The 26,202-nt window shown below is 70.3% G+C and carries 23 protein-coding genes and 1 tRNA gene; 8 read left to right on the forward strand and 16 right to left on the reverse strand.

Going from position 1 to position 26,202, the window contains the following annotated elements:
- The first annotated feature begins 51 nt into the window (after positions 1–51).
- On the forward strand, positions 52–1,566 hold the full coding sequence (locus CI785_RS06230; RefSeq protein WP_105031218.1) for a sodium:solute symporter family protein: 1,515 nt from the start codon (positions 52–54) through the stop codon (positions 1,564–1,566).
- 192 nt (positions 1,567–1,758) lie between these two features.
- Here CI785_RS06230 and CI785_RS06235 read toward each other — a convergent pair whose 3' ends face one another.
- Positions 1,759–3,117 carry an AI-2E family transporter gene (locus CI785_RS06235; RefSeq protein WP_105031219.1) on the reverse strand — a complete coding sequence of 453 codons (1,359 nt, stop codon included), beginning with the start codon at positions 3,115–3,117 and terminating at the stop codon, positions 1,759–1,761.
- Positions 3,114–4,844 (reverse strand): long-chain-fatty-acid--CoA ligase, encoded by a 1,731-nt coding sequence (locus CI785_RS06240; protein ID WP_105031220.1) that lies wholly within the window; start codon positions 4,842–4,844, stop codon positions 3,114–3,116. Before CI785_RS06240 ends, CI785_RS06235 begins: the two co-directional genes overlap by 4 nt.
- 299 nt (positions 4,845–5,143) lie before the next feature.
- Between CI785_RS06240 and CI785_RS06245 the strand changes: the two genes are divergently transcribed.
- A complete protein-coding gene (locus CI785_RS06245) occupies positions 5,144–6,241 on the forward strand; it encodes a VIT1/CCC1 transporter family protein (RefSeq protein WP_240615037.1) in 1,098 nt (365 codons plus the stop codon).
- A gap of 129 nt (positions 6,242–6,370) precedes the next feature.
- Here the strand turns inward: CI785_RS06245 and CI785_RS06250 are convergent, their stop codons facing one another.
- From CI785_RS06250 to pcrA, 6 genes are all read right to left on the reverse strand, one after another.
- Positions 6,371–6,835 (reverse strand): SRPBCC family protein, encoded by a 465-nt coding sequence (locus CI785_RS06250; protein WP_105031221.1) that lies wholly within the window; start codon positions 6,833–6,835, stop codon positions 6,371–6,373.
- An 86-nt stretch (positions 6,836–6,921) separates the two neighbouring features.
- On the reverse strand, positions 6,922–7,977 hold the full coding sequence (locus CI785_RS06255) for a zinc-dependent alcohol dehydrogenase family protein (RefSeq protein ID WP_105031222.1): 1,056 nt from the start codon (positions 7,975–7,977) through the stop codon (positions 6,922–6,924).
- A 76-nt stretch (positions 7,978–8,053) separates the two neighbouring features.
- Positions 8,054–9,478: a sugar porter family MFS transporter gene (locus CI785_RS06260; protein ID WP_105031223.1), complete on the reverse strand. Its 1,425-nt coding sequence runs from the start codon at positions 9,476–9,478 to the stop codon at positions 8,054–8,056.
- 252 nt (positions 9,479–9,730) lie between these two features.
- Positions 9,731–10,633 carry a succinate--CoA ligase subunit alpha gene (gene sucD / locus CI785_RS06265; RefSeq protein WP_105031224.1) on the reverse strand — a complete coding sequence of 301 codons (903 nt, stop codon included), beginning with the start codon at positions 10,631–10,633 and terminating at the stop codon, positions 9,731–9,733.
- Positions 10,634–10,645: 12 nt separating this feature from the next.
- Positions 10,646–11,812: an ADP-forming succinate--CoA ligase subunit beta gene (sucC, locus tag CI785_RS06270; RefSeq protein WP_105031225.1), complete on the reverse strand. Its 1,167-nt coding sequence runs from the start codon at positions 11,810–11,812 to the stop codon at positions 10,646–10,648.
- Positions 11,813–12,155: 343 nt separating this feature from the next.
- Positions 12,156–14,609 carry a DNA helicase PcrA gene (pcrA, locus tag CI785_RS06275; protein ID WP_105031226.1) on the reverse strand — a complete coding sequence of 818 codons (2,454 nt, stop codon included), beginning with the start codon at positions 14,607–14,609 and terminating at the stop codon, positions 12,156–12,158.
- 78 nt (positions 14,610–14,687) lie between these two features.
- Between pcrA and CI785_RS06280 the strand changes: the two genes are divergently transcribed.
- The 3 genes from CI785_RS06280 to CI785_RS06290 all read left to right on the forward strand — a co-directional run bounded on the left by CI785_RS06280 (position 14,688) and on the right by CI785_RS06290 (position 15,944).
- Complete coding sequence (locus tag CI785_RS06280) at positions 14,688–15,326, forward strand: hypothetical protein (RefSeq protein WP_105031227.1); 639 nt, start codon at positions 14,688–14,690, stop codon at positions 15,324–15,326.
- A gap of 35 nt (positions 15,327–15,361) precedes the next feature.
- Positions 15,362–15,435 (forward strand) — tRNA-Arg (locus CI785_RS06285).
- A gap of 77 nt (positions 15,436–15,512) precedes the next feature.
- The gene (locus tag CI785_RS06290; RefSeq protein ID WP_105031228.1) at positions 15,513–15,944 is read left to right on the forward strand and encodes an NUDIX hydrolase; all 432 of its coding nucleotides are present in this window, start codon (positions 15,513–15,515) and stop codon (positions 15,942–15,944) included.
- On the opposite strand, the gene CI785_RS06295 is transcribed toward CI785_RS06290, so the two are convergent.
- Positions 15,941–17,848, reverse strand: coding sequence for an ABC transporter ATP-binding protein (locus tag CI785_RS06295; RefSeq protein ID WP_105031229.1), 1,908 nt, complete (start codon positions 17,846–17,848; stop codon positions 15,941–15,943). The two genes, CI785_RS06290 and CI785_RS06295, sit on opposite strands and share 4 nt — an antisense overlap.
- 222 nt (positions 17,849–18,070) lie before the next feature.
- Here CI785_RS06295 and CI785_RS06300 point away from each other — a divergent pair, with 222 nt between their 5' ends.
- Genes CI785_RS06300 through CI785_RS06310 form a run of 3 tightly spaced genes read left to right on the forward strand, consistent with a single transcriptional unit; the run spans position 18,071 to position 20,334 of the window.
- Positions 18,071–18,892 (forward strand): amino acid ABC transporter substrate-binding protein, encoded by an 822-nt coding sequence (locus CI785_RS06300; protein WP_105031230.1) that lies wholly within the window; start codon positions 18,071–18,073, stop codon positions 18,890–18,892.
- 31 nt (positions 18,893–18,923) lie between these two features.
- Positions 18,924–19,583 (forward strand): amino acid ABC transporter permease, encoded by a 660-nt coding sequence (locus CI785_RS06305; protein WP_105031231.1) that lies wholly within the window; start codon positions 18,924–18,926, stop codon positions 19,581–19,583.
- Entirely contained in the window at positions 19,570–20,334 is a 765-nt protein-coding gene (locus CI785_RS06310) for an amino acid ABC transporter ATP-binding protein (RefSeq protein WP_105031232.1), read from the forward strand. The genes CI785_RS06305 and CI785_RS06310 overlap by 14 nt, the downstream gene beginning before the upstream one ends.
- A gap of 151 nt (positions 20,335–20,485) precedes the next feature.
- Here the strand turns inward: CI785_RS06310 and fdhD are convergent, their stop codons facing one another.
- The 7 genes from fdhD to CI785_RS17470 form a co-directional block, all read right to left on the reverse strand.
- Positions 20,486–21,313: a formate dehydrogenase accessory sulfurtransferase FdhD gene (gene fdhD, locus CI785_RS06315; protein ID WP_105031233.1), complete on the reverse strand. Its 828-nt coding sequence runs from the start codon at positions 21,311–21,313 to the stop codon at positions 20,486–20,488.
- Between the two features lie 112 nt (positions 21,314–21,425).
- Positions 21,426–22,688 (reverse strand): molybdopterin molybdotransferase MoeA, encoded by a 1,263-nt coding sequence (locus CI785_RS06320; RefSeq protein WP_105031234.1) that lies wholly within the window; start codon positions 22,686–22,688, stop codon positions 21,426–21,428.
- Positions 22,685–22,969, reverse strand: coding sequence for a DUF6457 domain-containing protein (locus CI785_RS06325; protein ID WP_105031235.1), 285 nt, complete (start codon positions 22,967–22,969; stop codon positions 22,685–22,687). Before CI785_RS06325 ends, CI785_RS06320 begins: the two co-directional genes overlap by 4 nt.
- 17 nt (positions 22,970–22,986) lie before the next feature.
- The gene (mobA, locus tag CI785_RS06330) at positions 22,987–23,592 is read right to left on the reverse strand and encodes a molybdenum cofactor guanylyltransferase (RefSeq protein WP_105031236.1); all 606 of its coding nucleotides are present in this window, start codon (positions 23,590–23,592) and stop codon (positions 22,987–22,989) included.
- Complete coding sequence (locus tag CI785_RS06335) at positions 23,589–24,086, reverse strand: HNH endonuclease (protein ID WP_105031237.1); 498 nt, start codon at positions 24,084–24,086, stop codon at positions 23,589–23,591. Before CI785_RS06335 ends, mobA begins: the two co-directional genes overlap by 4 nt.
- A gap of 224 nt (positions 24,087–24,310) precedes the next feature.
- Entirely contained in the window at positions 24,311–25,246 is a 936-nt protein-coding gene (locus CI785_RS06340) for an NlpC/P60 family protein (RefSeq protein WP_105031238.1), read from the reverse strand.
- A 24-nt stretch (positions 25,247–25,270) separates the two neighbouring features.
- Positions 25,271–26,197 carry an NlpC/P60 family protein gene (locus CI785_RS17470; RefSeq protein ID WP_105031239.1) on the reverse strand — a complete coding sequence of 309 codons (927 nt, stop codon included), beginning with the start codon at positions 26,195–26,197 and terminating at the stop codon, positions 25,271–25,273.
- Positions 26,198–26,202: the final 5 nt, after the last annotated feature.

A 26,202-nucleotide genomic window follows, 5' to 3' on the forward strand; every position in this document is an offset into this window, starting at 1 on the left:
ACAATAGTTGCCCCTAGGGCATCCCAAGGACACCGACCGAAGGACTCGTCCATGCAGGCACTCAATATCGCCATCGTGGTGGCCTACCTCGTCGCCATGCTGGGCTTCGGCTGGTGGGGCAAGTCGCGCACCCGCAACGCCAGCGACTACCTCGTGGCGGGGCGGCGCCTCGGGCCCCTGCTCTACACGGGCACCATGGCCGCCGTCGTCCTCGGCGGAGCCTCCACGGTGGGCGGGGTGGGCCTCGGCTACCAGTACGGCATCTCCGGCATGTGGCTCGTGGTGGCCATCGGGACCGGCGTCCTGCTGCTCAGCCTGCTGTTCGCCCCCACCATCCAGAGGCTGAAGATCTACACCGTCTCGCAGATGCTCACCCTGCGCTACGGGCACCGCGCCACGCGCGTCTCGGGCATCGTCATGCTCGCCTACACCCTCATGCTCTGTGCCACATCCACGGGCGCCTACGCCACGATCTTCGTGGTCCTCTTCGGTTGGGACCGCGCACTGTCCATCTTCGTCGGCGGGGCGATCGTCCTGGTCTACTCGACGATCGGCGGGATGTGGTCCATCACCCTGGCGGACATGGCCCAGTTCATCATCAAGACCATCGGCGTCTTCGCCCTCATGCTGCCCTTCTCCCTGGCGGCGGCGGGCGGATTCGCCGGTATCGCCGAACGCGCGGGGGACGAGTTCTTCAGTATCACTGGCATCGGCGCGCAGAGCATCATCACCTACTTCGTGGTCTACACGCTCGGGCTGCTCATCGGCCAGGACATCTGGCAGCGCGTCTTCACCTCGCGCACGCCGGAGATCGCGCGCTGGGGCGGTTCGGCGGCCGGGATCTACTGCATCCTCTACGGGGTGGCCGGCGCCATCATCGGCATGAGCGCCAGCGTGATCCTGCCCGCCATCGAGTCCAGGGACGACGTCTACGCCGACGTGGCCCTCAACGTGCTGCCGGTCGGCATCGGCGGGCTCGTCCTCGCCGCGGCCGTCGCGGCCATGATGTCCACGGCGTCGGGTGCCCTGATCGCCGCCGCCACGGTGGCACGGACCGACGTGGTGCCCTTCGTGGCCGGCTGGTTCGGCGGGCGTGGCACGGGCGGCAAGGGAGGCACGGAGCGTGCCACGTCCGAGCACGACGTCTCCTCGAGCCGCTGGTGGGTCCTCGGCCTCGGAGTCGTCACGATCGCGCTCGCCGTGATCGTGCAGGACGTCGTGGCGGCCCTGACCATCGCCTACGACATCCTGGTGGGCGGCCTCCTCGTGGCGATCCTCGGCGGCCTCGTCTGGCGCCGGGGCAACGGCATCGGGGCCGGGGCGTCCATGGCGGCCGGCACCCTCGTGACCCTCGGCGTCATGACCTACCTCGAGGTCACGGCGGAGGCCCGGTACGACGGCATCTACGCCAATGAGCCGATCTACTACGGTCTCGCGGTGTCCGCGTTCGTCTACGTCGTGGTGTCGCTCGCCACCCGACCCACGGACGCCCGGGTGATGGCGGCCTGGGACCGGCGGGTGGCCGGGGAGGTCCCCGACGACGTCCCCGTCGACGCCGCACGCTGAGCGCGGACTCAGGGACCCAGGGACTCAGGGACTCAGGGACTCACGAAGCCATGATCCCTTGAACCCTTGAACGCAGGAATGCAGGAATGCAGGAGGGCTCCCGGCAAGTGCCGGGAGCCCTCCTGCATTCCTGGACCGATCACGGCCGGCGGCGCAGGTCCGCCGACCACTGCACGGACCGCAATGCGGCTTTCAGGCGGGTGACGATCCTCCGGAACGGCCCGTGGTGCCGCGCGTGCGGGAATCGTCGAGGGTACGGGCACCGTCGAAGGTGTCGGCGGCGCGGTCGTCGTCGTCGTGCCCGTCGATCCTGCGGTTCTGTGTGCCGGGGCGGTCCTCCGCCTCGTCCGATGCCGAGAGAGCCTGCTCGACCTTGGCGGCCTGCTCCTCCTTGGGGGTGGAGCTCAGGCCGTGCCCGGTCTCGTCGAGTGCCGTCAGCACCTCGGCCTTATCGATCTCGGCCTCGGTGATCTCTTCGTCCTTCTCCTGGTTCCAGGCCTTGATGGCGGCCCACCCGACGGCTGCCACGGGGACGGAGAGGATGGCGCCGATGATGCCGGCGAGGATGGTGCCGGCGGTCAGGGCGAGCAGGATGACGAGCGCATGCACCTGCAGGGTGCGGCCCATGACCACGGGCTGCAGGAAGTTGCCCTCGAGCTGGTTCACCACGATCACCACGATGATGACCATCAGCGCCACGAACGGGCCGTTGGCCACGAGCGCGATCAGGGCCGCGAGAACACCGGCCAGCGTCGCACCGACCAGCGGGATGAAGGCGCCGACGAACACGATCGCGGCCAGGGGCAGCGCGAGCGGCACTCCGAGGACCACAAGGGCGATGCCGATGAACACGGAGTCGACGAGGGCCACGATGGCCGTACCGCGCACGTAGCCACCGAGGACGGCCATGCTGCTGTAGCCGACCCGGCGGGCCTTCACGAGGCGCTTGCCCTTGAACGCGCGGAGCATGAACGCCCAGATCTTCTCGCCGTCCTTCAGGAAGAAGAAGAGGATGACCACCATGAGCAGGGCCCCGGCGATGAAGTTGCCGGCCGCGCTGAGCCCGGAGATGGCACCTGCGCCGGCGGTACTGCTGGTCGCGAAGTCGACCGCCGCGTCCCGGGCCTGCTGGATCTGCGCGTCGTCGATCGGGATGGGACCGTTCTGGGCGAACGCGTAGAGCTGGTCGAAGCCCTCGGTCGCACTGGCTGCCAGCTCATCCGCCTGTCCGATGACTGCGAACACGATGCCCGTGATGAGCCCGCCGAAGAGGACCAGGAGCAGCAGGAAGGACACGCCCGTGGCGAGCGAGGGACTCCAGCCCTTCCGCCGCAGCCAGAGCACGAACGGTCCGATCGCGGCCGCCAGGATGAGCGCCAGGAGCATCGGGATCACCACGAGCCGCACCTGGATCAGCGCGTAGACGGCCACCACCGCCAGCACCAGCACGATGAGGACCTGCGCCGAGCGGATGCTGGCATTACCGAGGCTGTCGCGCCACGGCCCCTTCGGGGCCGGCGCTCCCGCCCGCACTGCTGGGGAGTGGGTCATCGACTGTCACCTGTTCCTTCGGCCCGAGAGCCCTCGTTGAGTAGTTGCGTGCGTACCTCGCGCCGGAGGATCTTGCCGATCAGGGACCGGGGCAGATCCTCCGCCTGCACGATGGTGCGTGGGACCTTGTAGGCCGCGAGCGCGTCGCGGCAGTGGGAGCGCAGAGAGTCGACGTCGAGCGTCGCGCCGTCGGCCAGCACGACGACGGCGGCGACGTCCTCGCCACCTGCTGCCCGCGGGAGTCCGACCACGGCCGCGTCGACGACGCCGGGATGCGCCGTCAGCGCGTCCTCCACCTCGGAGGGCGCCACATTGAAGCCACCGGTGATGATGAGCTCCTTGATGCGGTCGACGATCGTCAGGAAGCCCTGGGTGTCCATGCTGACGATGTCCCCGGTGCGGAACCAGCCGCCGTCGAGCAGCGCGGCGCGCGTCTCGTCGGGGCGGCGCCAGTAGCCCTGGAACACCTGGGGCCCGCGGATGAGCAACTCCCCCGCCTCGCCCGGTGGGCGATCCCGGGCGGGGTCCTCGGGGTCGACGATCCGGACGTCCGTGCCGGGGAACGGTACCCCGACCGTCCCGGGGCGCCGCGTGGGGCCGATCGGGTTGCCCGCCGCGACCGGGGAGGTCTCCGTCAGCCCGTAGCCCTCGATGAGGTAGCCGCCCGTGGCCGCCTCCCAGGTCTCGACCGTCGACGGAGGAAGGTTCATCGCGCCCGAGATCGCGAACCGGATGCTGCGCAGGTCCGCGCCGCGCTCGGCCGCTCCGGCGGCGAGCCGCTCGTAGATGGGCGGGACCGCGGGCAGGAAGGTGGGCGGGCTCTTGACCGCCGCGTCGAGCACGAGCCCGACGTCGAAGCGGGGGAAGAGGACGAGCTTCGCGCCGATGCTCATCGCGAAGGTCAGGCACAGCGTCAGGCCGTAGGCGTGGAACATGGGCAGGACGGCGTAGACCGTCTCACGCCCGGCTTCGAGGCCCGGCACCCACGCGCGTCCCTGGGCCGCGTTCGCGAGCAGGTTCCGGTGGGTGAGGATGGCCCCCTTCGGGGTGCCGGTGGTCCCGCTGGTGTACTGCAGGACGGCAGTGTCCCCGGCGGTCGGGCGGGGGTGCCCGGAGGGCAGCGGCCGGTGGCGGAGCAGGTCGCGCCACGCCACGAGCCTGCGGGGGCCGGTGAGCTTCTCCGTCGTCGTGAGTGCTTCCCGTGCCTCGCGCGCCCGGCGGACCGGGAGCTTCAGGGCGAGCCGGCGCGACGCCGGCATCGCGGCGACCAGGTCAACCGCCACCACCGCGGTGACCGGGATGTCGGCCGGCAGGCTCTGCACGCGCGGGGCCACGCGGTCCCAGACGATCGCGACCGTGGCCCCGTGGTCCTCGAACTGGTGGCGCAGCTCGCGGTCGGTGTAGAGCGGGTTGTGCTCGACGACGATCGCCCCGAGCCGCAGGACGGCGTAGAAGGCGATGATGTGCTGCGGGCAGTTCGGCAGGACCAGGGCCACGCGGCTGCCAGCGGTCACCCCGAGCGACCGGAGGCCGGCAGCGGCGCGGTCGACGGCGTCGCCCAGGTCCCCGTACGTCGTCGGGGCCCCGAAGAACTCGAGGGCCGTCGCCCTGCGGTAGGTGCGGACCGATGCGTCGAGGAGGTCCGACAGGGTGCCCTCGGGCACGTCGAACGATCGGGGCACGCCGGGGGCGTAGCTCTCCACCCAGGGTCGGGCTGCCAGATCCATAAGCCTGCTTTCTGTTATCCGTCCGACTGTATCGCGCGTTGTCGGGTGACCGGTACCCGGACGCCTTCATCCTGTCCCCGCCCGGCCCGGCGGGGTGTTCCGGTAGACTGGTGGGTCGAAGGGGAGTAGCTCCGCGTCCGCTGGATGCGCGGCCTGTCGACATACTGGCGCTGACGGCGCCCGGCAGTCCACCGGTGGAACCGGCGAGCGAGACCTTCGGCCGATCCCTGCACCCGTGCACCCGGCCGGAGCCCTCCGCTTCGGACGGGGTGCACGCACCCGAGCCACCGGAGCATCCCGTGACATCCCCCGAGCAGTCCCCCTCCCGCGACGACGTCCGGCGCTGGCGCCAGTACCTCGCCGACGAACGCGCGGAAGCCGCCACCTACCGCGACCTCGCGCGCCGCAGGAGCGGCGAGGAGCGGGAGATCCTCCTCGGCCTCGCCGAGGCCGAGGGGCGCCACGAGGCACACTGGCTCGCGCTCCTCGGTGACGACGTCGGGCGCCCCCTGCAGCCCTCCGTCCGCAACCGGATCCTCGGCCTGCTCGCACGGCGCTTCGGATCGGTCTTCGTCCTGGCCCTCGCCCAGCGCGCCGAGGGCCGCTCCCCCTACGGATCGGACCCGTCCGCCACGAGCGCGATGGTGGCCGACGAGCAGATCCACGAGGAAGTGGTGCGCGGACTCGCCACCCGCGGCCGCAACCGGCTCTCCGGCAACTTCAGGGCGGCCGTGTTCGGCGCGAACGACGGTCTGGTCAGCAACCTGGCCCTGGTCATGGGCATCGGCGCCACGGGCGTACCGACCGCGTTCATCCTCTTCAGCGGTCTGGCCGGGCTGCTCGCGGGAGCCCTCTCCATGGGTGCCGGCGAGTACGTCTCGGTCCGGTCCCAGCGCGAACTCCTCTCGGCCACGCGCCCCACGCAGATCACCCTCGAAGCGGCGAAGGAACTCGACATCGACGCCAACGAGCTCGTGCTCGTCTACCGGGCGCGCGGCATGACGCCCGCTGCCGCCGAGCACCGGGCGGCGGAACGGTTGGGCCTCTACGGCTGCGACTGCGACCCGAGCTTCTCCCTCCAACCCGAGAAGGACGACGACGTCGACGAGCACGAGGCCGTCGGCACGGGGCTGGGGGCCGCGGCCTCGAGCTTCTGCTTCTTCGCCTCCGGCGCCATCGTGCCCGTGCTGCCGTACCTGGCGGGACTCAGCGGGGTCACCGCCGTCGTCGTCGCCTGCGTGCTCGTGGGGCTGGCCCTGCTCGCCACCGGCGCCGTGGTGGCGCTGCTCTCCGGTGCGTCGCCGTTGCGCCTCGCGCTGCGCCAGCTCGGCATCGGGCTCGGCGCCGCGGCAGCCACCTACCTGCTCGGCCTGCTCTTCGGCACCTCGCTGGGCTGACCGGGCCTCGCCTCCGCCTACAGCGCTGTGGCCATGTGCGTCCTGCGCGAACGGTCCCCACGGGAACCGAAGCGGTGTGCGTTCCGTGACGGTCGCCTCGTCCCGCTCCGAGGTCGAGCGCGCGGACGCCTAGGCGGCGTCGCGGTGCTGCAGCACGTAGTCCTCGAGCTTGCCGAGCGTCGCCTCGATGCTCGCCGGGTGGCGGCGCGTGAAGCCCGTGAGCCGGAACACGATCCGCCACGGCACGGCCCGGCCGTCCCACTCCTCGCGCACCAGGGTGGACTCGCCGCGAGGTTCGAGCGTGTAGCGCCAGACGTGCGCCGAGAAGTGGCGCCAGGCGATGCGGCGGCCCTCCTCGAACTCCACCACGCGGTTGAGGATCTTGTAGGGTGCGCCGATCCTCATGTCCATGCCGAACCTCGCGCCCTGCGACAGGCGTGCCGGGCCGTTGGGCTGCTCGCCGCGCACCGTCCCGGATCCGTCGATCACACTGTGGAGGGCGGGGGTCGCGAGGACCTCGAAGATGCGCTCGGCGGGGGCGTGGATGAGCCGCTCGCGGGAGATGAGGTAGGAGCCGTCAGCAGGTGGTGTCATGCCCTCATTGTGCCCGGTCGCGTCGCTTCCGTCCGACGACGAGGGGCCCCTCCGTGCGGAAGGGCCCCTCGGCCGTGCTGCATCGATCAGGGCTTGAGCAGCACCTTGATGGCACGTCGCTCGTCCATCGCCCTGTAGGCCTCGGCGGCGTCCTCGAGGGGCATCTCGAGGTCGAACACCCGGCCCGGGTTGATGGTCCCGTCGAGCACGTCCCTGAGCAGCTCCGGGATGTAGGTGTGCGCCGGGGCCATGCCCCCGCCCACCGTGATGTTCTTGGCGAACAGGACGCCGATCGGCAGCTCCGGACCGCCCGCGGGCACGCCGACGAAGCCGAGGTGGCCGCCGGGGCGCGTGCTGCGGAGGGCCTGGTCCATGGACTCCTTGGTACCCACGCACTCCAGGACGGAGTCGGCGAGGACGCCGCCGAGCAGCTCGCGGACCTTCGCCACGCCCTCGTCGCCGCGCTCGGCCACGATGTCGGTGGCCCCGAACTCGCGGGCGAGCGCCTGGCGGTCCTCGTGGCGGGACATCGCGATGATGCGCGTCGCGCCGAGGCGCTTGGCAGCGAGGACGCCGCACAGGCCCACGGCGCCGTCGCCCACGACGACCACGGTGCTGCCCGGGCCGACGTTCGCGGACACGGCGGCGTGGTGGCCGGTGGACATGACGTCGGAGAGTGTGAGCAGACTCGCGGTCAGTGCTGCGTCGGGCTCCGAGACACCCTCGACCTTGCGCAGCGTGCCGTCGGCCTGCGGGACGCGAACCGCTTCGCCCTGCCCGCCCTGGAGGAAGTCGCCGTGTTCGTCGGTGCTGCCCCAGCCCGCGAGGTGGTCGCACGCGACCGTGACGCCGTTGAGGCACTGCGGGCACTTCCCGCAGCTGTCCACGAAGGGCGCGATGACGAAGTCACCCACCGCCAGGCCGGTGACGTCGTCGCCGACGGACTCCACGACGCCCACGAACTCGTGTCCGATGGCCTTGGGCTCCTTGGTGGGGCGGACCCCGCGGTAGGGCCAGAGGTCCGAACCGCAGACGCACGAGGCCGTGACGCGGACGACGGCGTCGGTAGGGCGGATGATGCTGGGGTAGTCACGGTCCTCGACGCGGATGTCGCCGGGCCCGTGGATGATGGTGGCGCGCATGTGATCTCCTAGAAGGTTGCCTGACGCAAGTGGTTGTTCCCCAGTGGTCACCTTACAAGCAGCGCGGCCCCCGGCCCTACCGCCGGGGCGTTCCCGTCACGGACTTGAACTCGCGCTCGAGTTCCTCGAGCGTCCTGTCGCGGGTCTCCGGGATGTAGCGGCGCGCGAAGACGATCGCCGCGACGCCGAGGACCACGAAGACGAAGAACGTGTTGGAGATGGTGATCGCGGCCATGAGGATCGGGAAGCCGAGGCTCACGGCGAAGTTGACCATCCACAGCACGAAGACGGCCGCGCCCATCCCGAGTCCGCGCAGGCGCAGCGGGAAGATCTCGGAGAGCATCAGCCACGTCACGGGCGAGATGGCGCCCTGCTGGAAGGCCAGGAACGTCACCGTCAGCGCCAGGACGAGGAACCCGCGGGTCGTGCCCTCCGGGACCACCAGGGAGACCAGGCCGATCGCGAACAGGGCCGACGTCGTCCCGATCTGGCCCACCAGCAGCATGGGACGCCGCCCCACCCTGCCCAGCAGCCAGATCCCGACGAACGTGGCCGCCACCGAGATGACGCCGTTGGCGATGTTCGCGGTCAGGGCGGCCTGCGTCCCGAATCCGGCGACCACGAGGATCTGCGTCCCGTAGTACATGATCGAGTTCACGCCGGTGATCTGCTGGATCACGGCCAGGCCGAGGCCCACCAGGAGGATGCGGCGGAGCCAGGGCTCGCGCAGGTCGCGGAAGCCCACCTTCTCGCGTTCACGGTCCTCGGCGGCCATCGCCCTGATCTCCTCGTACTCCTGCCGGGCGACCGTCGCCGGGCGCAGCCGCTGCAGTACGCGCAGCGCGACCCCGAAGGCGCCCTGGCCCGCGAGCCAGCGAGGACTCTCCGGCACGAAGTACATGCCGATCCACAGGCCGATGGCCGGCAGCGTCGCCAGCACGAGCATCCAGCGCCACACACCCTGGCTGTCACCGAACACGTTCCCGAGGAAGGCGCTGGTGCTGAAGGCGAGCAGCTGTCCCGTCACGATCATCAGCTCGTTGCGTGTGACCATCTGGCCGCGCCGTGCAGCCGGGGACAGTTCCGCGAGGAGGATCGGCACCATCACGGAGGCACCGCCGACCGCCAGCCCGAGGACGAGCCGCGAGGTCACCATGACGGGAACGTCGGGAGCCAGGGCGGTGCCGAGCGTCCCTACGAGGAACACGACGGCGAGCACGATGATCATCCTCCGGCGCCCGTAGGCGTCGGCCAGCCTGCCTCCTGCGAGCGCACCGAAGGCCGCACCGAACACGAGCGAGCTCGCCACGAGTCCTTCCGTGACGGCCGTGAGTCCCAGGTCGTCCACCATGAACGGCAGGGCGCCGTTGATCACCCCGGTGTCGAAGCCGAACAGCAGACCGCCGAGGGTAGCCACCCAGGTGACTCGCCGCAGGAACCGGCGCTGCCGGGAACCATCGGCATCCGCCTCCGCCGCCCCATGGCTCGTCGCGCTGCTCATCGTCGTCTCATTCCTACCGCCCCGTTAGTCCGCATCGCCGGTCCGCTTCATCCGTCCGCAGAGCCCGTGCGCAGAGTCCGTCCGCGAGGCCCGGTGCACTCTCCTCACGCTACGTCCCGCCAGGGGGACTGCCGCCGGACGGCGACGGCACTGCACGGGTTGACACGTCCCGATCGTCCGGGCCTGCAGGGTTCCGGGAAACGGAACAGCCTCCCCCGCGGAGGCGGAGGAGGCTGTTCACGGGAGTGCGGATCAGAGCGTGGCGTAGACCTCGCGGAGCAGCGTGGCGGTCTCGGACGGCGTCTTGCCGACCTTGACGCCCGCGGCTTCGAGGGCCTCCTTCTTGGCCTGCGCGGTGCCCGCGGAGCCGGAGACGATGGCGCCTGCGTGGCCCATGGTCTTGCCCTCGGGAGCCGTGAAGCCCGCCACGTAGCCGACGACGGGCTTGGTGACGTTCGCCTTGATGAAGTCGGCGGCGCGCTCCTCGGCGTCTCCGCCGATCTCACCGATCATCACGATGGCCTTGGTCTCCGGGTCCGCCTCGAACGCCGCGAGGGCGTCGATGTGCGTGGTGCCGATGACCGGGTCCCCGCCGATGCCGATGGCGGTGGAGAAGCCGAGGTCGCGCAGCTCGTACATCATCTGGTAGGTCAGGGTGCCCGACTTCGAGACGAGGCCCACGCCGCCCTTGCCCGTGATGTTGGCCGGGGTGATGCCCACGAGCGCCTCGCCCGGCGTGATGATGCCCGGGCAGTTCGGCCCGATGATGCGGGTGATCTGCTTGCCGTCGGCGTCGACCTTCGACTGGGCGAGGGCCCAGAACGCGGCCGAGTCCTGCACGGGCACGCCTTCGGTGATGACCACCACGAGACCGATACCGGCCTCGATGGCCTCGACGACGGCATCCTTGGTGAAGGCCGGCGGGACGAAGACGATCGACACGTCGGCGCCGGTCTCCTTGATGGCTTCCTCGACGGTGCCGTAGACGGGGAGCGTGACGTCTCCGTGGGTGACGGTCGTGCCGGCCTTGCGGGCGTTGACTCCGCCGACCACCTGGGTGCCGGCCTTGAGCATGAGGGCGGTGTGCTTGGTGCCCTCACCGCCCGTGATGCCCTGGACGATGACCTTGGAGTCCTTGGTGAGGTAGATAGACATGCGGGGGATCCCTTACTTTCCGTAGGCCAGCGCGGCGGCCTTGTCGGCGCCTTCGTCCATGGTGTCGGCGATGGTGACCAGCGGGTGGTTCGCCTCGGCGAGGATGCGGCGGCCCTCTTCGACGTTGTTGCCGTCCAGGCGCACCACGAGGGGCTTGTTGGCCTCGTCACCGAGGATCTCGAGGGCCTTGACGATGCCGTTGGCGACGGCGTCGCACGCGGTGATGCCGCCGAAGACGTTCACGAACACGCTCTTCACCTGGCTGTCGCCGAGGATGACATCGAGGCCGGCGGCCATGACTTCCGCGGAGGCCCCACCGCCGATGTCGAGGAAATTGGCGGGCTTCACGTTGCCGTGCGCCTCACCCGCGTACGCGACGACGTCGAGGGTGGACATGACCAGTCCGGCACCGTTGCCGATGATGCCGACCTCGCCGTCGAGCTTGACGTAGTTGAGGTCGTGCTCCTTGGCCTTGGCCTCGAGCGGATCGGCTGCGTCCTTGTCCTCGAGTGCGGCGTGGTCCGCGTGGCGGAACTCGGCGTTCTCGTCGATGGTGACCTTGCCGTCCAAGGCGAGGATGTCGCCACTGCCGGTCTTCACGAGCGGGTTGACCTCCACGAGCGTGGCGTCCTCCTTCACGAAGACGTCCCACAGCTTGAGGATGGTGTTCACGACGCCGGTCCGGAGTTCGGGGGCGAAGCCTGCCGCGTCGACGATCTCCTCGGCCTTGGCCTGGTCGATCCCGGTGCCCGGGTCCACGGCGATGCGTGCCAGGGCCTCGGGGCGTTCGACGGCGAGCTGCTCGATCTCCATGCCGCCCTCCACCGAGCACATGGCCAGGTAGTTGCGGTTGGACCGGTCGAGCAGGACGGAGAAGTAGTACTCCTCCGCGATGTCGGCGCCCTGCGCGATCATCACCTGGTGGACCGTGTGGCCCTTGATGTCCATCCCGAGGATGTCCGAGGCGTAGGAGAAGGCCTCGTCGGGGGTCTTGGCGACCTTGACGCCGCCGGCCTTGCCGCGACCGCCTACCTTGACCTGGGCCTTGACGACGACGACGCCGCCGATCTTCTCGGCCGCTGCTCTGGCTTCTTCCGGGGTGTGCGCCACGATGCCGGCGAGCACGGGAACCCCGTGTGCCTCGAACAGATCGCGCGCCTGATATTCGAACAGGTCCACTGAGTTGAAGTCCTTCTGCGTCGAAGTAGGTTTACAAGAGGGAACTGTAGACCCTCGGGCCCGAGGCCCTCCCCAGAGTACCGGTTTAGTGAGTAAGGCCACAGTTCTATCGTCAGTAGAAAAGAGGCTGCCGTTCGTTGGGGCTTTTCACCCGGATCCGGTCACGGCATCGCGGTTGGCGACGAAGCCCCTGCCGTCCCCGGTGGTGCCGCAGACCACGCCGTCGCGGCCGGAACCGCACCGGCATCCGCGGCTCGACGGCTGCCCCCGCTCGAGCAGCGGCAGGCGCGCAATGGGACCGTCCCGTACCCCTGCGTCTCCCCCGCTTGCGGTCCGAGTGCGGTCAGGCCACCTTGGTGAGCGGTGCGTAGCGCAGCAGCAGCCGCTTCTCGCCGACGTCGAACCGGACCTTGGCGACGGTCTTGTCGCCGGCGCCCTCGACGGACAGTACGGTGCCGTTGCCGAAACTCGCATGGTTGACGCGGTCTCCGACGGCCACCGAGACCACTTCCTTCTGGGGCTGCACGCGGCCCACGGCCTTCGACGATGCCGGGGCGCCGTTGAAGCCGCCGCCGCTCGCACCCCAGTAGGAACCGCTGAACTTCGGCCCGCTGATGCTGCCGCCCGTGGTCCAGGCGGGCTTCGCGGCCCCCTCGCGCTTCCAGAGGATGAGGTCCTCGGGGATCTCGCTGACGAACTGGCTCGCCGGGTTGTACTGGCTCTGGCCCCACATGCTGCGCACCTCGGAGCGCGTGACGTAGAGCCGCTGCCGCGCGCGCGTCAGGCCCACGTAGGCCAGGCGCCGCTCCTCGGCGAGTTCCTTGGGGTCGGTCGCGGAACGCTGATGCGGGAAGATGCCCTGCTCCATGCCGGTGAGGAACACCACGGGGAACTCGAGGCCCTTGGCGGTGTGCAGCGTCATGAGCGTGACCACGCCCTGCCGGCGGGCTTCCTCGACGGCGCGCTGGACGTCCGCGGCGGAACCGTCGGGGGCGTCGGGGATCTGGTCGGCGTCCGCGACGAGGGACACCTGCTCCAGGAAGTCGCCCAGTGTGCCCTCGGGGTTGTCCCGCTCGAACTCGCGGACGACGGCCACGAGTTCGGCCAGGTTCTCCACGCGGGACTCGTCCTGCGGATCGTTGCTCGTCCTCAGCTGCTCGAGGTAGCTGGTCTGCTCGAGCACCGCCTCGAGGGCGGCCGACGCACCGGAGCCGCTCGCCACCTCGGCGAGGTCGTCGATCAGCTTGACGAAGCCCGTCACTGCGTTGACCGAGCGCGTGGCCATGCCGGGCGCCTGGTCGGCGCGCCGCAGCGCCTCCATGAAGCTGACCCGCTCGCGCTCGCTCAGGGCGGCGATGGCGTACTCGGCGCGGTCACCGATGCCGCGCTTGGGCTCGTTGAGGACACGGCGCAGGTTGACGACGTCGTCCTGGTTCACCAGGACGCGCAGGTAGGCCAGCGCGTCCTTGATCTCCTTGCGCTCGTAGAAGCGCGTACCTCCCACCACCTTGTACGGCAGTCCCACGCGCAGCAGGATCTCCTCGATGGACCGCGACTGCGCGTTGGTGCGGTAGAAGATGGCGACGTCGCCGGGACGGATGTCCTCCTCGTCCTGGAGGCGGTCGATCTCCTCCGCGATGAAGCGGGCCTCCTCGTGCTCGTTCTCGCCCACGTAGCCGACGATCTTCTCGCCGCTGCCCTCGGCGGTCCACAGCCGCTTCTCGGGTCGGTTGGGATTACGGGAGATCACGGCGTTGGCCGCGCTGAGGATGTTCTGGGTGGAGCGGTAGTTCTGCTCGAGCAGGATGGTGCGGGCGCTCGGGTAGTCGTTCTCGAACTCGACGATGTTGCGCACGTCGGCGCCGCGGAAGGCGTAGATGGACTGGTCCGAATCGCCCACCACGGTCAGCTCCGCAGGGTCCTCGGAGGACTCCCCCGGCACGCCCACGATCTCCCGCACCAGCGCGTACTGCGCGTGGTTGGTGTCCTGGTACTCGTCCACGAGGACGTGGCGGAAGCGCCGCCGGTAGTAGTCCGCCACGCCGGGGAAGGCCCGGAACATGAAGACCGTCTGCGCGATCAGGTCGTCGAAGTCCATGGCGTTGGCCTGGCGCATGCGCTGGGCGTAGCCCGAGTAGACCTCGGCGACGGCCTGCTCGAAGGGATCGGAGGGGTCGATGTCGGAGGCGAACGCCTCCTCGTCGATCAGTTCGTTCTTGAGCGCGGAGATCTTGTGCTGGATGGCCTTCGGGGCGAACTTCTTCGGGTCGAGGTCCAGGCCCTTGGCCACGAGCGTGATCAGGCGAAGGGTGTCCGCCGAGTCGTAGATGGAGAAGTTCGAGTTCAGCCCTACCGACGCCGCCTCGCGGCGGAGGATCCTCACACAGGAGGAGTGGAACGTGGAGATCCACATGCGCTTCGCGACGTCGCCGATCAGGCCCTCGATGCGCTCTCGCATCTCGGCTGCGGCCTTGTTGGTGAACGTGATGGCCAGGATCTGCCCGGGGTGCGAGCGTCCTGTGGCCAGCAGGTACGCGATGCGGTGGCTCAGGACGCGGGTCTTGCCGGATCCGGCTCCCGCGACGATCAGCAGGGGCGTCCCGCCGTGCTTCACCGCCTCCTCCTGCTGGGGGTTCAGGCCCGCCAGCAGCTCCTGCGCGCGGTGCTCGTCGACGCCGACCCGTGACGGCACGTGCTCCGTCGCGGGATCACCCGTCGTCGCCATCGCCGCCTCGCGCGCACGCTTCTTCTCGGCGGTCGTGGGCGGGGAGACGTAGGGATCGAAGAGCATGTCCATGGTCCTCCAAGTCTAGGCCGTGCCCCCGACAGTCACCCGGTCGCGCGGAGGAAGGGCTGCCTCGCCCATACTGGAGGAGTGGCAAGGACCCGCGCACAGATCGCACGCAAGCACAGCACGTCCGCGCCGCCGTCGGCGGTACCGCCCACGACGGTCGTGCCGGGCGTACCGGGCAGGAAGAGCAACGGGTCGCTCATCCTCATCGCCGCCGCCGTCGCATCCCTGTTCCTCTTCTGGTACTTCCACCTGCTCACGCTGGGGCAGATGACGCAGCTATCGGGCGGCCTCACGATGCCGGACATGATGATCGGCGGGTACGACGCCGGCTACATCCACCGCCTCGGGGAGGAGATGGATGACGACGCCCGCGGGCAGCTGAGCTACCTGCACCGTACGGCGGGCACGCTCTTCCCCCTGATCTTCGCGTTCGCCTGGCTCCTGCTGGTCCAGCTCACCGCAGGACGGCGCTGGCTGCGCTGGGTCCTGTGGTCCCCCGTGATCCTGTTCGTCGTCGTCGACCTGTGGGAGAACGTGGCGATCGACACCGTGCTGGCCTCCGCGACCGCCGATCCTGCCGCTGTGTCGCTCGCATCGACGCTGACGGTGCTGCGCTGGGTGCTGCTCGCCCTGAGCCTGGTGGCCGGTGCGGTGTCGGTCTTCCTGCCGGCGCACCCGCAAGGGTCGGCAGGGCACGGAACCGGCACGGGAACCGGGTAAGCTGGGACCGCCGGATCGGTGAACCCGCCATCCAGGCCTCTGTAGCTCAGTAGGATAGAGCGTCCCTCTCCTAAAGGGAAGGTCGTCGGTTCGATTCCGGCCAGGGGCACACGGCATACGACGAGGGCGATGACGGGCGGTTCCGCCCGTCATCGCACTCGTCGTGTGCGGGGTAGGTTGGACGGCATGGGGGAGGCATCAGGGGCGCCGGTCATCACCGTCACCGCCCTCTGCCTGCTGGACGCCCGCGGGCACCTGCTGCTCGTACGCAAACGCGGCACGAGCATGTTCATGCAGCCTGGAGGCAAGCCGGAGCCCGGCGAGACGCCGGCGGAGACCGGAGCACGGGAGCTGTCCGAGGAACTGGGCCTCGCCGTCGCGCCGGAGGACCTCACGCTGCTGGGCACCTGGCGGGGACCGGCGGCCAACGAGGTGGATACGCTCCTCGTCGCCACCGTCTTCCTGTGTCCCCTGACGGCAGAGCCGCTCCCGGCCGCGGAGATCGAGGAGCTCGCATGGCTCGACCTCGGGGCGGCCGGTGATCGGGAGGACCTCGCTCCCCTGCTGACCGACTTCGTGATCCCGCACCTGATCGCGGTCGGGAACAGCACCCCCTAGACGCCGCTGAGCGCCTCGGGCTCCTCGTCCACGGCCACGTTCTTCTGCACCGCGAACTGCGTGCGGTGCAGCTCCTCGTACCGGCCGCCGAGGGCCAGCAGCTCCTCGTGCGAGCCGCGTTCGACGATCCGGCCGTCCTCGACCACGAGGATCATGTCCGCGCTGCGGATGGTGGAGAGCCGGTGCGCGATCACCATGGCGGTCCGGCCCTCGAGCGCCTCGCTCAGTGCCGCCTGCACGGCCGCCTCCGAGGTCGAGTCCAGCGCCGCCGTCGCCTCGTCGAGGATGACCACGCGCGGGTGGGCGAGCAGGAGCCGCGCGATGGTCATGCGCTGGCGTTCACCGCCGGAGAGCCGGTAGCCGCGTTCGCCCACCATGGTGTCGAGCTGGTCCGGGAGGGACCGGACGAGCGGTTCCAGCCGGGCACGCCGGACGGCGTCCCACACCTCGTCCTCGGTGGCCTCCGGCCGGGCGAGCCGGAGGTTGGAGAGGATCGTCTCGTGGAACAGGTGGCCGTCCTGCGTCACCATCCCCAGGGTCTGCCGCATCGAGGCGAACGTCACGTCCCGTACATCGGCACCGGACAGGCGCACCGCACCGCTGTCGACGTCGTACAGGCGCGCCAGGAGCTGGGCGATGGTGGACTTCCCGGCACCCGAGGTACCCACGAGGGCAACCGTCTGCCCGGGCTCGATCCGGAAGGACACCCCGTGCAGCACCTCCTCGCCGCCCCGCGTGTCCAGCGTCGAGACCTCCTCCAGGGAGGCGAGGGAGACCTTGTCCGCCGACGGGTAGGCGAAGCGGACGTCGTCGAACTCCACCGCGACAGGGCCGGCAGGCACGCTTCCGGCGTCGGGCTTCTCCTGGATGAGCGGCTGGAGGTCGAGCACCTCGAAGACGCGCTCGAAGCTGACGATGGCGCTCATGATCTCCACGCGGGCGTTCGCCAGACTCGTCAGCGGCGCGTAGAGCCGCGTCAGCAGGAGGGCGAGGGTGACCACCTCGCCGGTGTCGAGCTGGCCTGCGAGCGCCAGGAAGCCTCCGAGCCCGTAGACGAGGGCCAGCGCGAGCGCGGAGACGAGCATCAGGGCCGTGAAGAACACGAACTGCAGCATCGCGGTGCGTACCCCGATGTCCCGCACGCGCGCGGCGCGGACGCGGAACTCCTCGGACTCCTCGTCGGGCCGGCCGAAGAGCTTCACGAGCGTGGCACCGGGGGCCGAGAAACGCTCGGTCATCTGCGTGCTCATGGCCGAGTTGTGGTCGGCCGCCTCACGGCGCAGGGCAGCGAGGCGGCTGCCCATGCGGCGCGCGGGCACGAGGAAGACGGGCAGCATGACCACGGCGAGCACCGTGACGAGCCAGGACGTGCTCAGCATGACCGCGAGCGTGAGGACCAGCGCCACGGAGTTCGTGACGACCCCCGAGAGGGTGCCGCTGAACGCCTGCTGGGCGCCGATGACGTCGTTGTTGAGCCGGCTCACCAGCGCACCCGTGCGGGTGCGGGTGAAGAAGGCGATCGGCATCTTCTGGACGTGGTTGAACACCGCGGTGCGCAGGTCCAGGATCACGCCCTCGCCGATGCGCGCCGAGTACCAGCGCGTCACGAGGGACACCGCGGCGTCGGCGACCGCCACGAGCGCGATCACGACGGCGAGCCGGATGACCGTGCCCACCTCGCCGCGGGCGACGATCACGTCCACCACCTGGCCGGCCAGGACCGGCGTCGCAACGGCGAGGAAGGCCCCGGCCACGGACAGGAGGATGAACAGCACCAGCTTCGAGCGGTACGGCACGGCGAAGGTCAGGATGCGGCGTACCGACTCCCGGGAGAATCCGTGTTTCGCGTCCTTCGCCGTCGAAATCCTGTACAGCGAGCTCCAGGCCGCGCCTTCCATGCTCATAACGGTCCCTCCCGGGGATGCCAGTTCCGGCTGTGATCCCCGGTGTCTGGACCCTCGCCGCAATACTTCGGAACAATAAGTGGATGCTCCGGTGTTCACCTCAGTAGTGTTCGACTCCGGCCGCGGCCGGGTGCAACTGAGGTACGTAGGGTTCAAGCCGTTGCCGGCCCCTTCTATTTCCCCACCCGCCGTATCCGCCCCACGCAACCGAAGGAAGCCCCCATGAAGCACCGCCTGTCCATCCTCGGCACCGCCGCAGCCCTCACCCTCGCGCTCGCAGGCTGCTCCTCGTCGACCCCGGCCGGCGAGAGCGGGGGATCCGGGGAGTCCGCGGCGGCGTCGTCGCTGCAGGAGATCCAGGACGCGGGCGTCCTGACGGTGGGCACCGAGGGCACCTACCAGCCCTTCAGCTTCCACGAGGGCGGCAGTGGCGAGCTCACCGGGTACGACGTCGAGGTCATCACCGCTGTCGCGGAGAAGATGGGCGTCGAGGCGGAGTTCGAGGAGACGCAGTGGGACGCGATCTTCGCGGGCCTCGAGGCCGGCCGGTTCGACGTGATCGCCAACCAGGTCTCCATCACGGACGAGCGCAAGGCCACCTACGACTTCTCCGAGCCGTACACCGTCAGCTCGGGTGTGATCGTCACGACGGCGGACAACACCGACATCACCTCCTTCGAGGACCTCTCCGGCAAGACGACGGCGCAGTCCCTGACCAGCAACTGGAACGAGCTCGCGAAGGCGAGCGGCGCGAACGTCGAGGCGGTCGAAGGCTGGGCGCAGTCGATCACGCTCCTCGAGCAGGGTCGCGTGGACGCCACCATCAACGACGAGCTGACCTACCTCGACTACCAGAAGACCAACAACAATGAGGGCATCAAGATCGCGGCGACCACGGAGGAGTCCTCCCAGAGCGCCGTCGCGGTCCGTAAGGGCAGCACCGAACTCGTGGACGCCATCAACACGGCCCTCGACGAGCTCCGCGCGGAGGGCACGCTCGCCGAGATCTCCGAAAAATACTTCGGCACTGACGTCAGCGAGTGATACCGGCGAGAAGGGCCGGAAGGCCTGACTGATGGACTGGGAACTGCTGCGCACCTCCTTCTGGCCCATGGTCTCCGGCGCTGTGACGGGCACCATCCCGCTCTCCATCGTCTCCTTCCTGTTCGGCCTGGCTCTGGCGCTCGTCGTCGCGCTCATGCGCATCAGCGGGCAGCCCGTCCTCTCGGGCATCGCGAGGTTCTACGTCTCGGTGATCCGCGGCACGCCCCTGCTGGTGCAGCTGTTCGTCATCTTCTACGGGCTCCCCTCGATCGGGTTGACCATCGACCCGTGGCCCAGTGCCATCATCGCGTTCTCGCTCAACGTCGCGGGGTACGCGGCGGAGATCCTCCGCTCGGCCATCCTCTCCGTGCCGAAGGGACAATGGGAGGCGGGTCATACCATCGGCATGTCCCGCACCGTCACCCTGCGTCGCGTCATCCTCCCGCAGGCGGCGCGCGTCTCGGTCCCGCCGCTGTCCAACACCTTCATCAGCCTCGTGAAGGACACCTCGCTGGCGTCGGTGATCCTGGTGACGGAGCTGTTCCGCGAGGCCCAGCAGATCGCCGCCTTCTCGCAGCAGTTCATGCTGGTCTACCTCGAGGCCGCCGCCATCTACTGGGTGATCTGCCTCGTCCTGTCCAGCGGCCAGTCCGCCCTCGAGAAGAGATTGGACCGCTATGTCGCCCACTGATCCCCTCCTGACCGCCACCTCGCTGCGGAAGTCCTTCGGCGACAACGAGGTGCTGAAGTCCATCGACCTGCGCATCGACGCCGGGCAGGTGGTCGCGCTCGTCGGCCCGTCCGGATCCGGGAAGACCACGGTGCTGCGCTGCCTCAACGGCCTCGAGACGCCCGACGGCGGCACCGTGGCCTTCCGCGGCGGACCGAGCGTGGAGTTCGGCGGCAAGGTGGGCAAGAAGGAGGCGCTGTCCCTGCGGGACCGCAGCGCCATGGTCTTCCAGAACTACAACCTCTTCCCCCATATGACGGTGCTCGAGAACATCATCGAGGGCCCCGTCCGGGTGCAGAGGAAGTCCCGGAAGGACGCCGTCGAGAACGCCGAACGGCTCCTCGCGCGCGTGGGGCTCGCCGCGAAGCGGGACGACCACCCGTTCAACCTCTCCGGCGGGCAGCAGCAACGCGTCGGGATCGTCCGCGCGCTGGCACTGCAGCCGGACCTGCTGCTGTTCGACGAGCCGACGTCGGCCCTGGACCCCGAGCTCGTCGGCGAGGTGCTCACCGTCATCAAGGAGCTCGCCGAGGAGAAGTGGACCATGGCGATCGTGACCCACGAGCTGGCCTTCGCCCGCGAGGTCGCCGACGAGGTGGTCTTCATGGACGGGGGCGTGGTCGTGGAGCACGGCCACCCCGACCAGGTGCTGCGCGATCCGCGCGAGGAGCGGACGCGCCGGTTCGTCCAGCGCCTGCTCAACCCCTTCTGACGCCGGGCACGGCGTGCGCGGCGGGGTCCGGTCCCCGCCGCGCGTCCCGAGGCCCGCGGAATGTCGCGGGTCCCTGCGGCCTGTCGCGGGCCGACGCGCTCCTGCCAGGGGAGGGCGTGTACGACGATGGGGCACCCGCCCGCGCGACGGATCAGGCCGCGATACGGTCCGGGTGCGAGTAGCAGTTCAGCGACGTCCCGCGGCTGAAACCCACGAGCGTGAGGCCGGCGTCGTCGGCGAGGTCCGCTGCCAGGGACGACGGCGCACTCACGGCGGCGAGGACGGGGATGCCCGCGAGCTGCGCCTTCTGCACGAGCTCGAAGGATGCCCGGCCCGACACCTGGAGGATGGTCCCGCGCAGGGGCAGCATGCCCTCCCGGAGCGCCCAGCCCACCACCTTGTCCACCGCGTTGTGGCGCCCCACGTCCTCCCGGAGGCACAGGAGCTCCCCCTCCGCGGTGAACAGGCCCGCGGCGTGGACGCCACCGGTGCGGTCGAAGAGCTTCTGGCTCTCGCGCAGGCGGTCGGGCAGCGACGCCAGGACGCCGAGGTCCACCGGGGCGGTGTCGTCATGCAGGTCGAACCGCGAGGACTTCCGTACCGCGTCGATCGACGCCGTGCCGCAGATGCCGCACGAGCTCGAGGTGTACACATGGCGTTCCATCGCGGTGTCAGGGAGCTCCACGCCCGGCCGGAGCTGGGCCTCCACCACGTTGAACATCTGCTGGCCGTTCTCGTCCACGCCGGCGCAGTACCGCAGGCTCGGCAGCTGGCCCGGCTCCCAGACCACGCCCTCCGAGACGAGGAACCCGGCCACGAGGTCGAAGTCGTCCCCCGGTGTACGCATGGTGACCGTGAAGGCGCTGCCGGCGAGGCGGATCTCGAGCGGTTCCTCCCCCGCCAGCACGTCCTCGCGGCGCCCGGTCTGCGCCCCGATACGGAACTTGGTGATACGACGTCGCTGGGTGACCCGGTTCATGCTGTGCTCCTTGCATCGGTCCTGTCTCGAGGTTAGTTGACCCAGGTCGGCGTCCGGACCGTCGGGGCCGCGGTCCGGGGGTGTGGACAGCGTCCCCGGCGTCGGCGTCGCGTCAGCCGACCACCCACGGCAGCGACAGGGCCGGCACGGCGTCGCCCGCAGCACAGCCCTCGGACGGGATCACCAGGACGCCCTCGGCGGAGGCGAGACCGCGCAGCATCCCGGAGCGCTGGTGGGTGCTGGGGACGGCCCGCCCGGCCTCGGCGCGGTACGGGACGAGGCGGCTCCTGCCGGGCAGCGGCTCGAAGGCGTCGGCGCTCGTCACCGTCCGCGGCTCCTCCAGTACGGCCCCGCGCAGTCCCGCCAGCAGCGGACCGGCCACTGTGAGCATGGCCATCATCGCGGCGAGGGGGTTGCCCGGGAGCCCCACGAGGAAGCGTCCGTCCGGCAGGCGCGCCAGCAGCGTCGGGTGGCCCGGCCGCATGGCGATGCCGTCGATGATCAGCTCGGCCCCGAGTTCGGTGAGTGCCCGGCGGATGTGGTCCGCGGAGGAACTGCCCGTGCCGCCGGTCGTGATGAGGACGTCACCGGATGCCCTGGCCAGGGAGAACTCGTCGGTCGGTTCCGCACTGATGGCGGCCACGACGTCGTCGAGATCGTCCTTCGCACGCCCGGCGACGTCGACGTGGCCTCCGAGCATCGACACGAAGGCGGGCAGCTGGGGGCCGAAGGTGTCGCGGACCTGGCCGGGGTGCGGGAGTCCGTGGTCGATCACCTCGTCACCGGTCATCAGGAGGGACACCCGCGGAGCCCGCAGGACGGCGAGGGTGTCGTGTCCGCACACCGCCGCCAGGGCGATCTGTGCGGGATTCAGGACGACGCCGGCGGGGATGGCCTCGGAGCCCTCCTCGGCCTCCTCCCCCGCGGGCCGCACGTGTTCGTGGGGCGACGGCTCGTCGGGCCGGGCCGACTCGTTGCGGTCCAGCACGTCCCCGCGGACCGCGCCGTGCTCGGTCCGCAGGATGCCGACGGCGTTCTGGGGGACCACTCCCCCGGTCAGGATGAACGTCGCCTCACCGGGCGCGAGCGATACCTCGCCGGAGTCGGCGTGCGGCGCAGGCCTGCCGCGGGGGTGCTCGTCCGGCTGCGCGTGGCTCACGAGCGTCCAGGGTGGCTCACCGTTCACCGCCCACCCGTCCATCGCCGAGGACGCGTAGTGCGGGATGGCCTGCAGCGCGTGGACGGGTTCGGCGAGCGTCTGCCCGAGGGCGTCCGCGAGAGTGACGGTCTGGAAGGGCAGCGGCCGCCCCGCGCCGTGCGCGAGGGTGCGGGCCATCGCCCAGTCGACGTTGCGGGCGGGTACCGACTCGCTCATGCGGGACCTCCACCCGCCGCGGCCTCCGCGCAGAGCGCGTCGGCCACCGCCATCGCGGATTCCATGGCCACCTGCTCGTCCGCCTGTCCGCTGCCCACCGCGAGGCCTGCCGCATACCCGACCACGAACGTCGTCAGGGGCGCCGCGGGCCTCACCACACCGTGGGCTGCGCGACCGGCCAGCCCGAGGACGGCGTCGATGTCCACGTCCGTCCCGTCGATCTCGAAGGCGGCGAGCAGTTTCTCGGTCCAGTCGTGCAGCAGTTTCTGGCGGTCGTCCATGGGCCCTCCGGGTGGTGCTAGGGGACGTCGACTCCCAGCATTCGCGCATCGTTCCAGGTGTCGACGTCGTGTGTGGTGCCCGGCGGAACCGGGACGGGTCTGGTGCTCACACTAGCAAGGAGGCTTCGCATCGAGAGGTTGTCCGCCGGACCGCGGGCCAGGACGGCGTCGATGGCGGCTGCGAGGTCCTCGCTCCGGTACAGCGCTGCCAGCAGCTGGTCACGCCCGCCGTCGACCGCGATCAGGGAGGTGGCGTCCCCTGCCGCGGCCTCGGCCAGCAGGGCTTCGAGGAGTTCACCGACACGCGGCATGTCACACGCCACCACGGCGCACCAGGGCGCCCTCGGTCCCGGTGACGCCCGGAACCCGGCGACCACGGCCGCTGCCGGCCCGGCGAAGGCGGGTTCCTCCCGGACGAACGACGGCGCGACAGCCTCGGCGCGCCACGCGCCGTCGGGCCGGGGACCGACGACGGTGAGGCGCCCCGCGTCGGAGAGGGCGGCGCATGTGCGCTCGAGCAGGGTCTGCCCGTCGAGGACCAGACCGGCCTTGGGCACGCCGCCGAGCCGCGAGGACCGGCCGCCGGCCAGGACGATGGCGTCGAACCGCGGGGTGCCGGTCACGCGGCGTTCTCGGCGAGGAACTCGCTCCACTGCGGTGCCGGCTTCTCGAGTTCGCGGATCTGCCACTGCGGGCCGCGCGGTGGAAGCGGGACGATCCGCAGTTTCCAACCGAGGCTGCTGAGCGTCTTGTCCCCCTTGGCGTTGTTGCACTTCAGGCAGCACGCCACCAGGTTCTCCCACGTGTCACCACCACCCCTGGACCGGGGCATCACGTGGTCGATGGTCGAGGCGGTCTTCCCGCAGTAGGCGCACAGGTGGTTGTCGCGGCGCAGGACCCCGCGCCGGGTCGCGGTGACGTCGTGCCGGTACGGGATCTTCACGTACCGGTGGAGGAGGATCACCGACGGCCGGCCGAGCACTTCCGTGGGACCCACCACCGGGTCGTCGTCCTCCGCGACCACGCTCGCCTTCCCCGTGAGCACAAGGACCAGCGCCCGGCGGAAGGTCACGACCGCCAGTGGTTCATACCCTGCATTCAGAACGAGAGTGCGCATGAACAAAGCCTCGATACCGACGTGTTCCCGCAACCGGGTGCCATCCCGGGGATCGGGAGAGGTGCTTCTGATTGACACTGCAAGGGTAAGCACAACACATGAAGGCCACTAATGGGCAGCATTCCTCAGCGGAAATGTGGTGCGAGGCCGGATTCGTCATCTATACACGAACGGAAGGACCGGCACATGGTGCCGGTCCTTCCGTTTGGTCGTTCGTCCGTCGGTCAGCCGCCGACGCGGATGTACACGCCGCCGGAGCCGAGCTCGGCGGGTGCGATCACGGTCGTGTTGCCGTTGAACCCGCCGTGCACGGCCTGGCCACCGCCGATGTAGACGGCGATGTGAGCCATGCCCATGCCGCCGTTGGCGTAGTAGATGAGGTCGCCCGGGATGGCCTCGCCGGCACTGACGGTCCGACCCAGCGAGAGGTAGCCTGCCGGCCAGCCGTGGAAGTTGATGCCCGCTGCGGCGAGGGAGTTGCTGGCCAGGCGTGTGCAGTCCTGCATGACACCGAGCTGGCCCTTGGCTGCTGCGGCGATGGTCGCGGCAACGCCTGACGACGCCCGAGGGGCGGGCGCGGGAGCGGGGGCCGGCGCGGGAGCGGGTGCCGGGGCAGGAGCCGGCGCCACTGCGGCAGGCGCAGCGACGGGTGCCTTGACTGCCGCAACGGGAGCCGGCGCCTGCGCCACGGGGGCCTGGACGACCGGCGCCTGGACTGCTGCGACCGGAGCGGGAGCGGCCGGCGCCTGGACTGCTGCCACCGGAGCGGGAGCGGGCGGCGCCTCGGCGACAGGGGCCTCGGCGACAGGCGCCTCGACGACGGGGGCCTCGACGACAGGAGCCGCGGGTGCGACCACCGGCTTGGCGTTGACCTTGACCGGCGTCCGGTTGAAGGACACGACGGTCTCGGTGGACGCCACGACGGCGGCGCGGACCGACGACAGGGAGATGCTGGAGGCAGCGACGTCGCGCTGCGGCTGCAGGTCGGCGGCGTTGGCCGCGACACCGCTGGTCAGGACGAGGCCGGACGCCGCCGCGATGACGGCGGCCTGACGGCCCATCCCGCTCGCGTTGGACGTGACGGCGCTGGCGAGGGCGGAGAAGCTTGCGGTGTTCCGCGCTTCTCCCCGGTGGCGTGCGATTGTGGCGCGTGAAGACATGGGGTTTCTCCGAAAAGTGGGGGGTTAGCGAACGCGGACGAAGCTGGCGCCGGGGAGGTCCGACAGGCCGTGGAGGCCGGTGTTCATGCCGTTGAGGCCACCGCTGATGACCTGGCCGTTGCCGACGTAGATGGCGACGTGGCCACCGGTGATCACGAGGTCGCCCGGTGCGGGGCTCCCCACCACGTCACCGAACTGGAAGAACTGGCCCGGGGCGAGGTCTCCCACGGACTTGCCGACCGAGCGCAGCGCCTTCTCGACCATGGCGGTGCAGTCCTGCGGGGTGCCGATCTGGGCGTAGGCCGAACCGACCAGGCCTGCAGCGACGCCGGAGGACTGGGCAGGAGCGGCGGGGGCAGGTGCGGCCGGGGCAGGTGCGGCCGGGGCAGGTGCGGCCGGGGCAGGTGCGGGTGCGGGCTGCGCGGCTATAGGGGCCGGGGCAGCGGGGACAACCACTGTGGCCGGTGCGGGGGCAGGTGCGGCGACGACCGTCACCGGGGCGGCCGGTGCAGCCGCGGCAGGGGCAGCCGTGACAGGAGCCGGGGCGGGAGCCGGTGCGACAGGAGCCGGCATGGCGATGGCGGGCGCGGCCTCGACGACGGGCGCCTCTACGACGGGCTCGGGAGCAGGTGATTCGACGACGGGCTCGGGAGCGGCGGTGACCTCGACGGCCACGCGGTCGAAGGAGACCGTTGCGGTGGCCGGGACTGTGACCTCGGCCGGGACGACCCGGTTCACGGTCAACGCTGCGGAGGACTGCACCTCACGCTCGGCGGTGGCTGCACCGTGGGCCGGCAGCCCGGCGGTCAGCACCAGGCCTGACGCGGCGACGATGACGGCTGCCTGGCGGCCGACGGATCCGGCGTTGGAGGTGACTGCTGTGGACAGGTTCGTCAGCGCACTGACGTTCCGGGCCGCACGATGGCGGCCCGGCGAAGAGCTTTTGGACACGTTGG

This window comes from Arthrobacter ruber (assembly GCF_002954225.1).
GTDB lineage: Bacteria > Actinomycetota > Actinomycetes > Actinomycetales > Micrococcaceae > Arthrobacter_D > Arthrobacter_D ruber.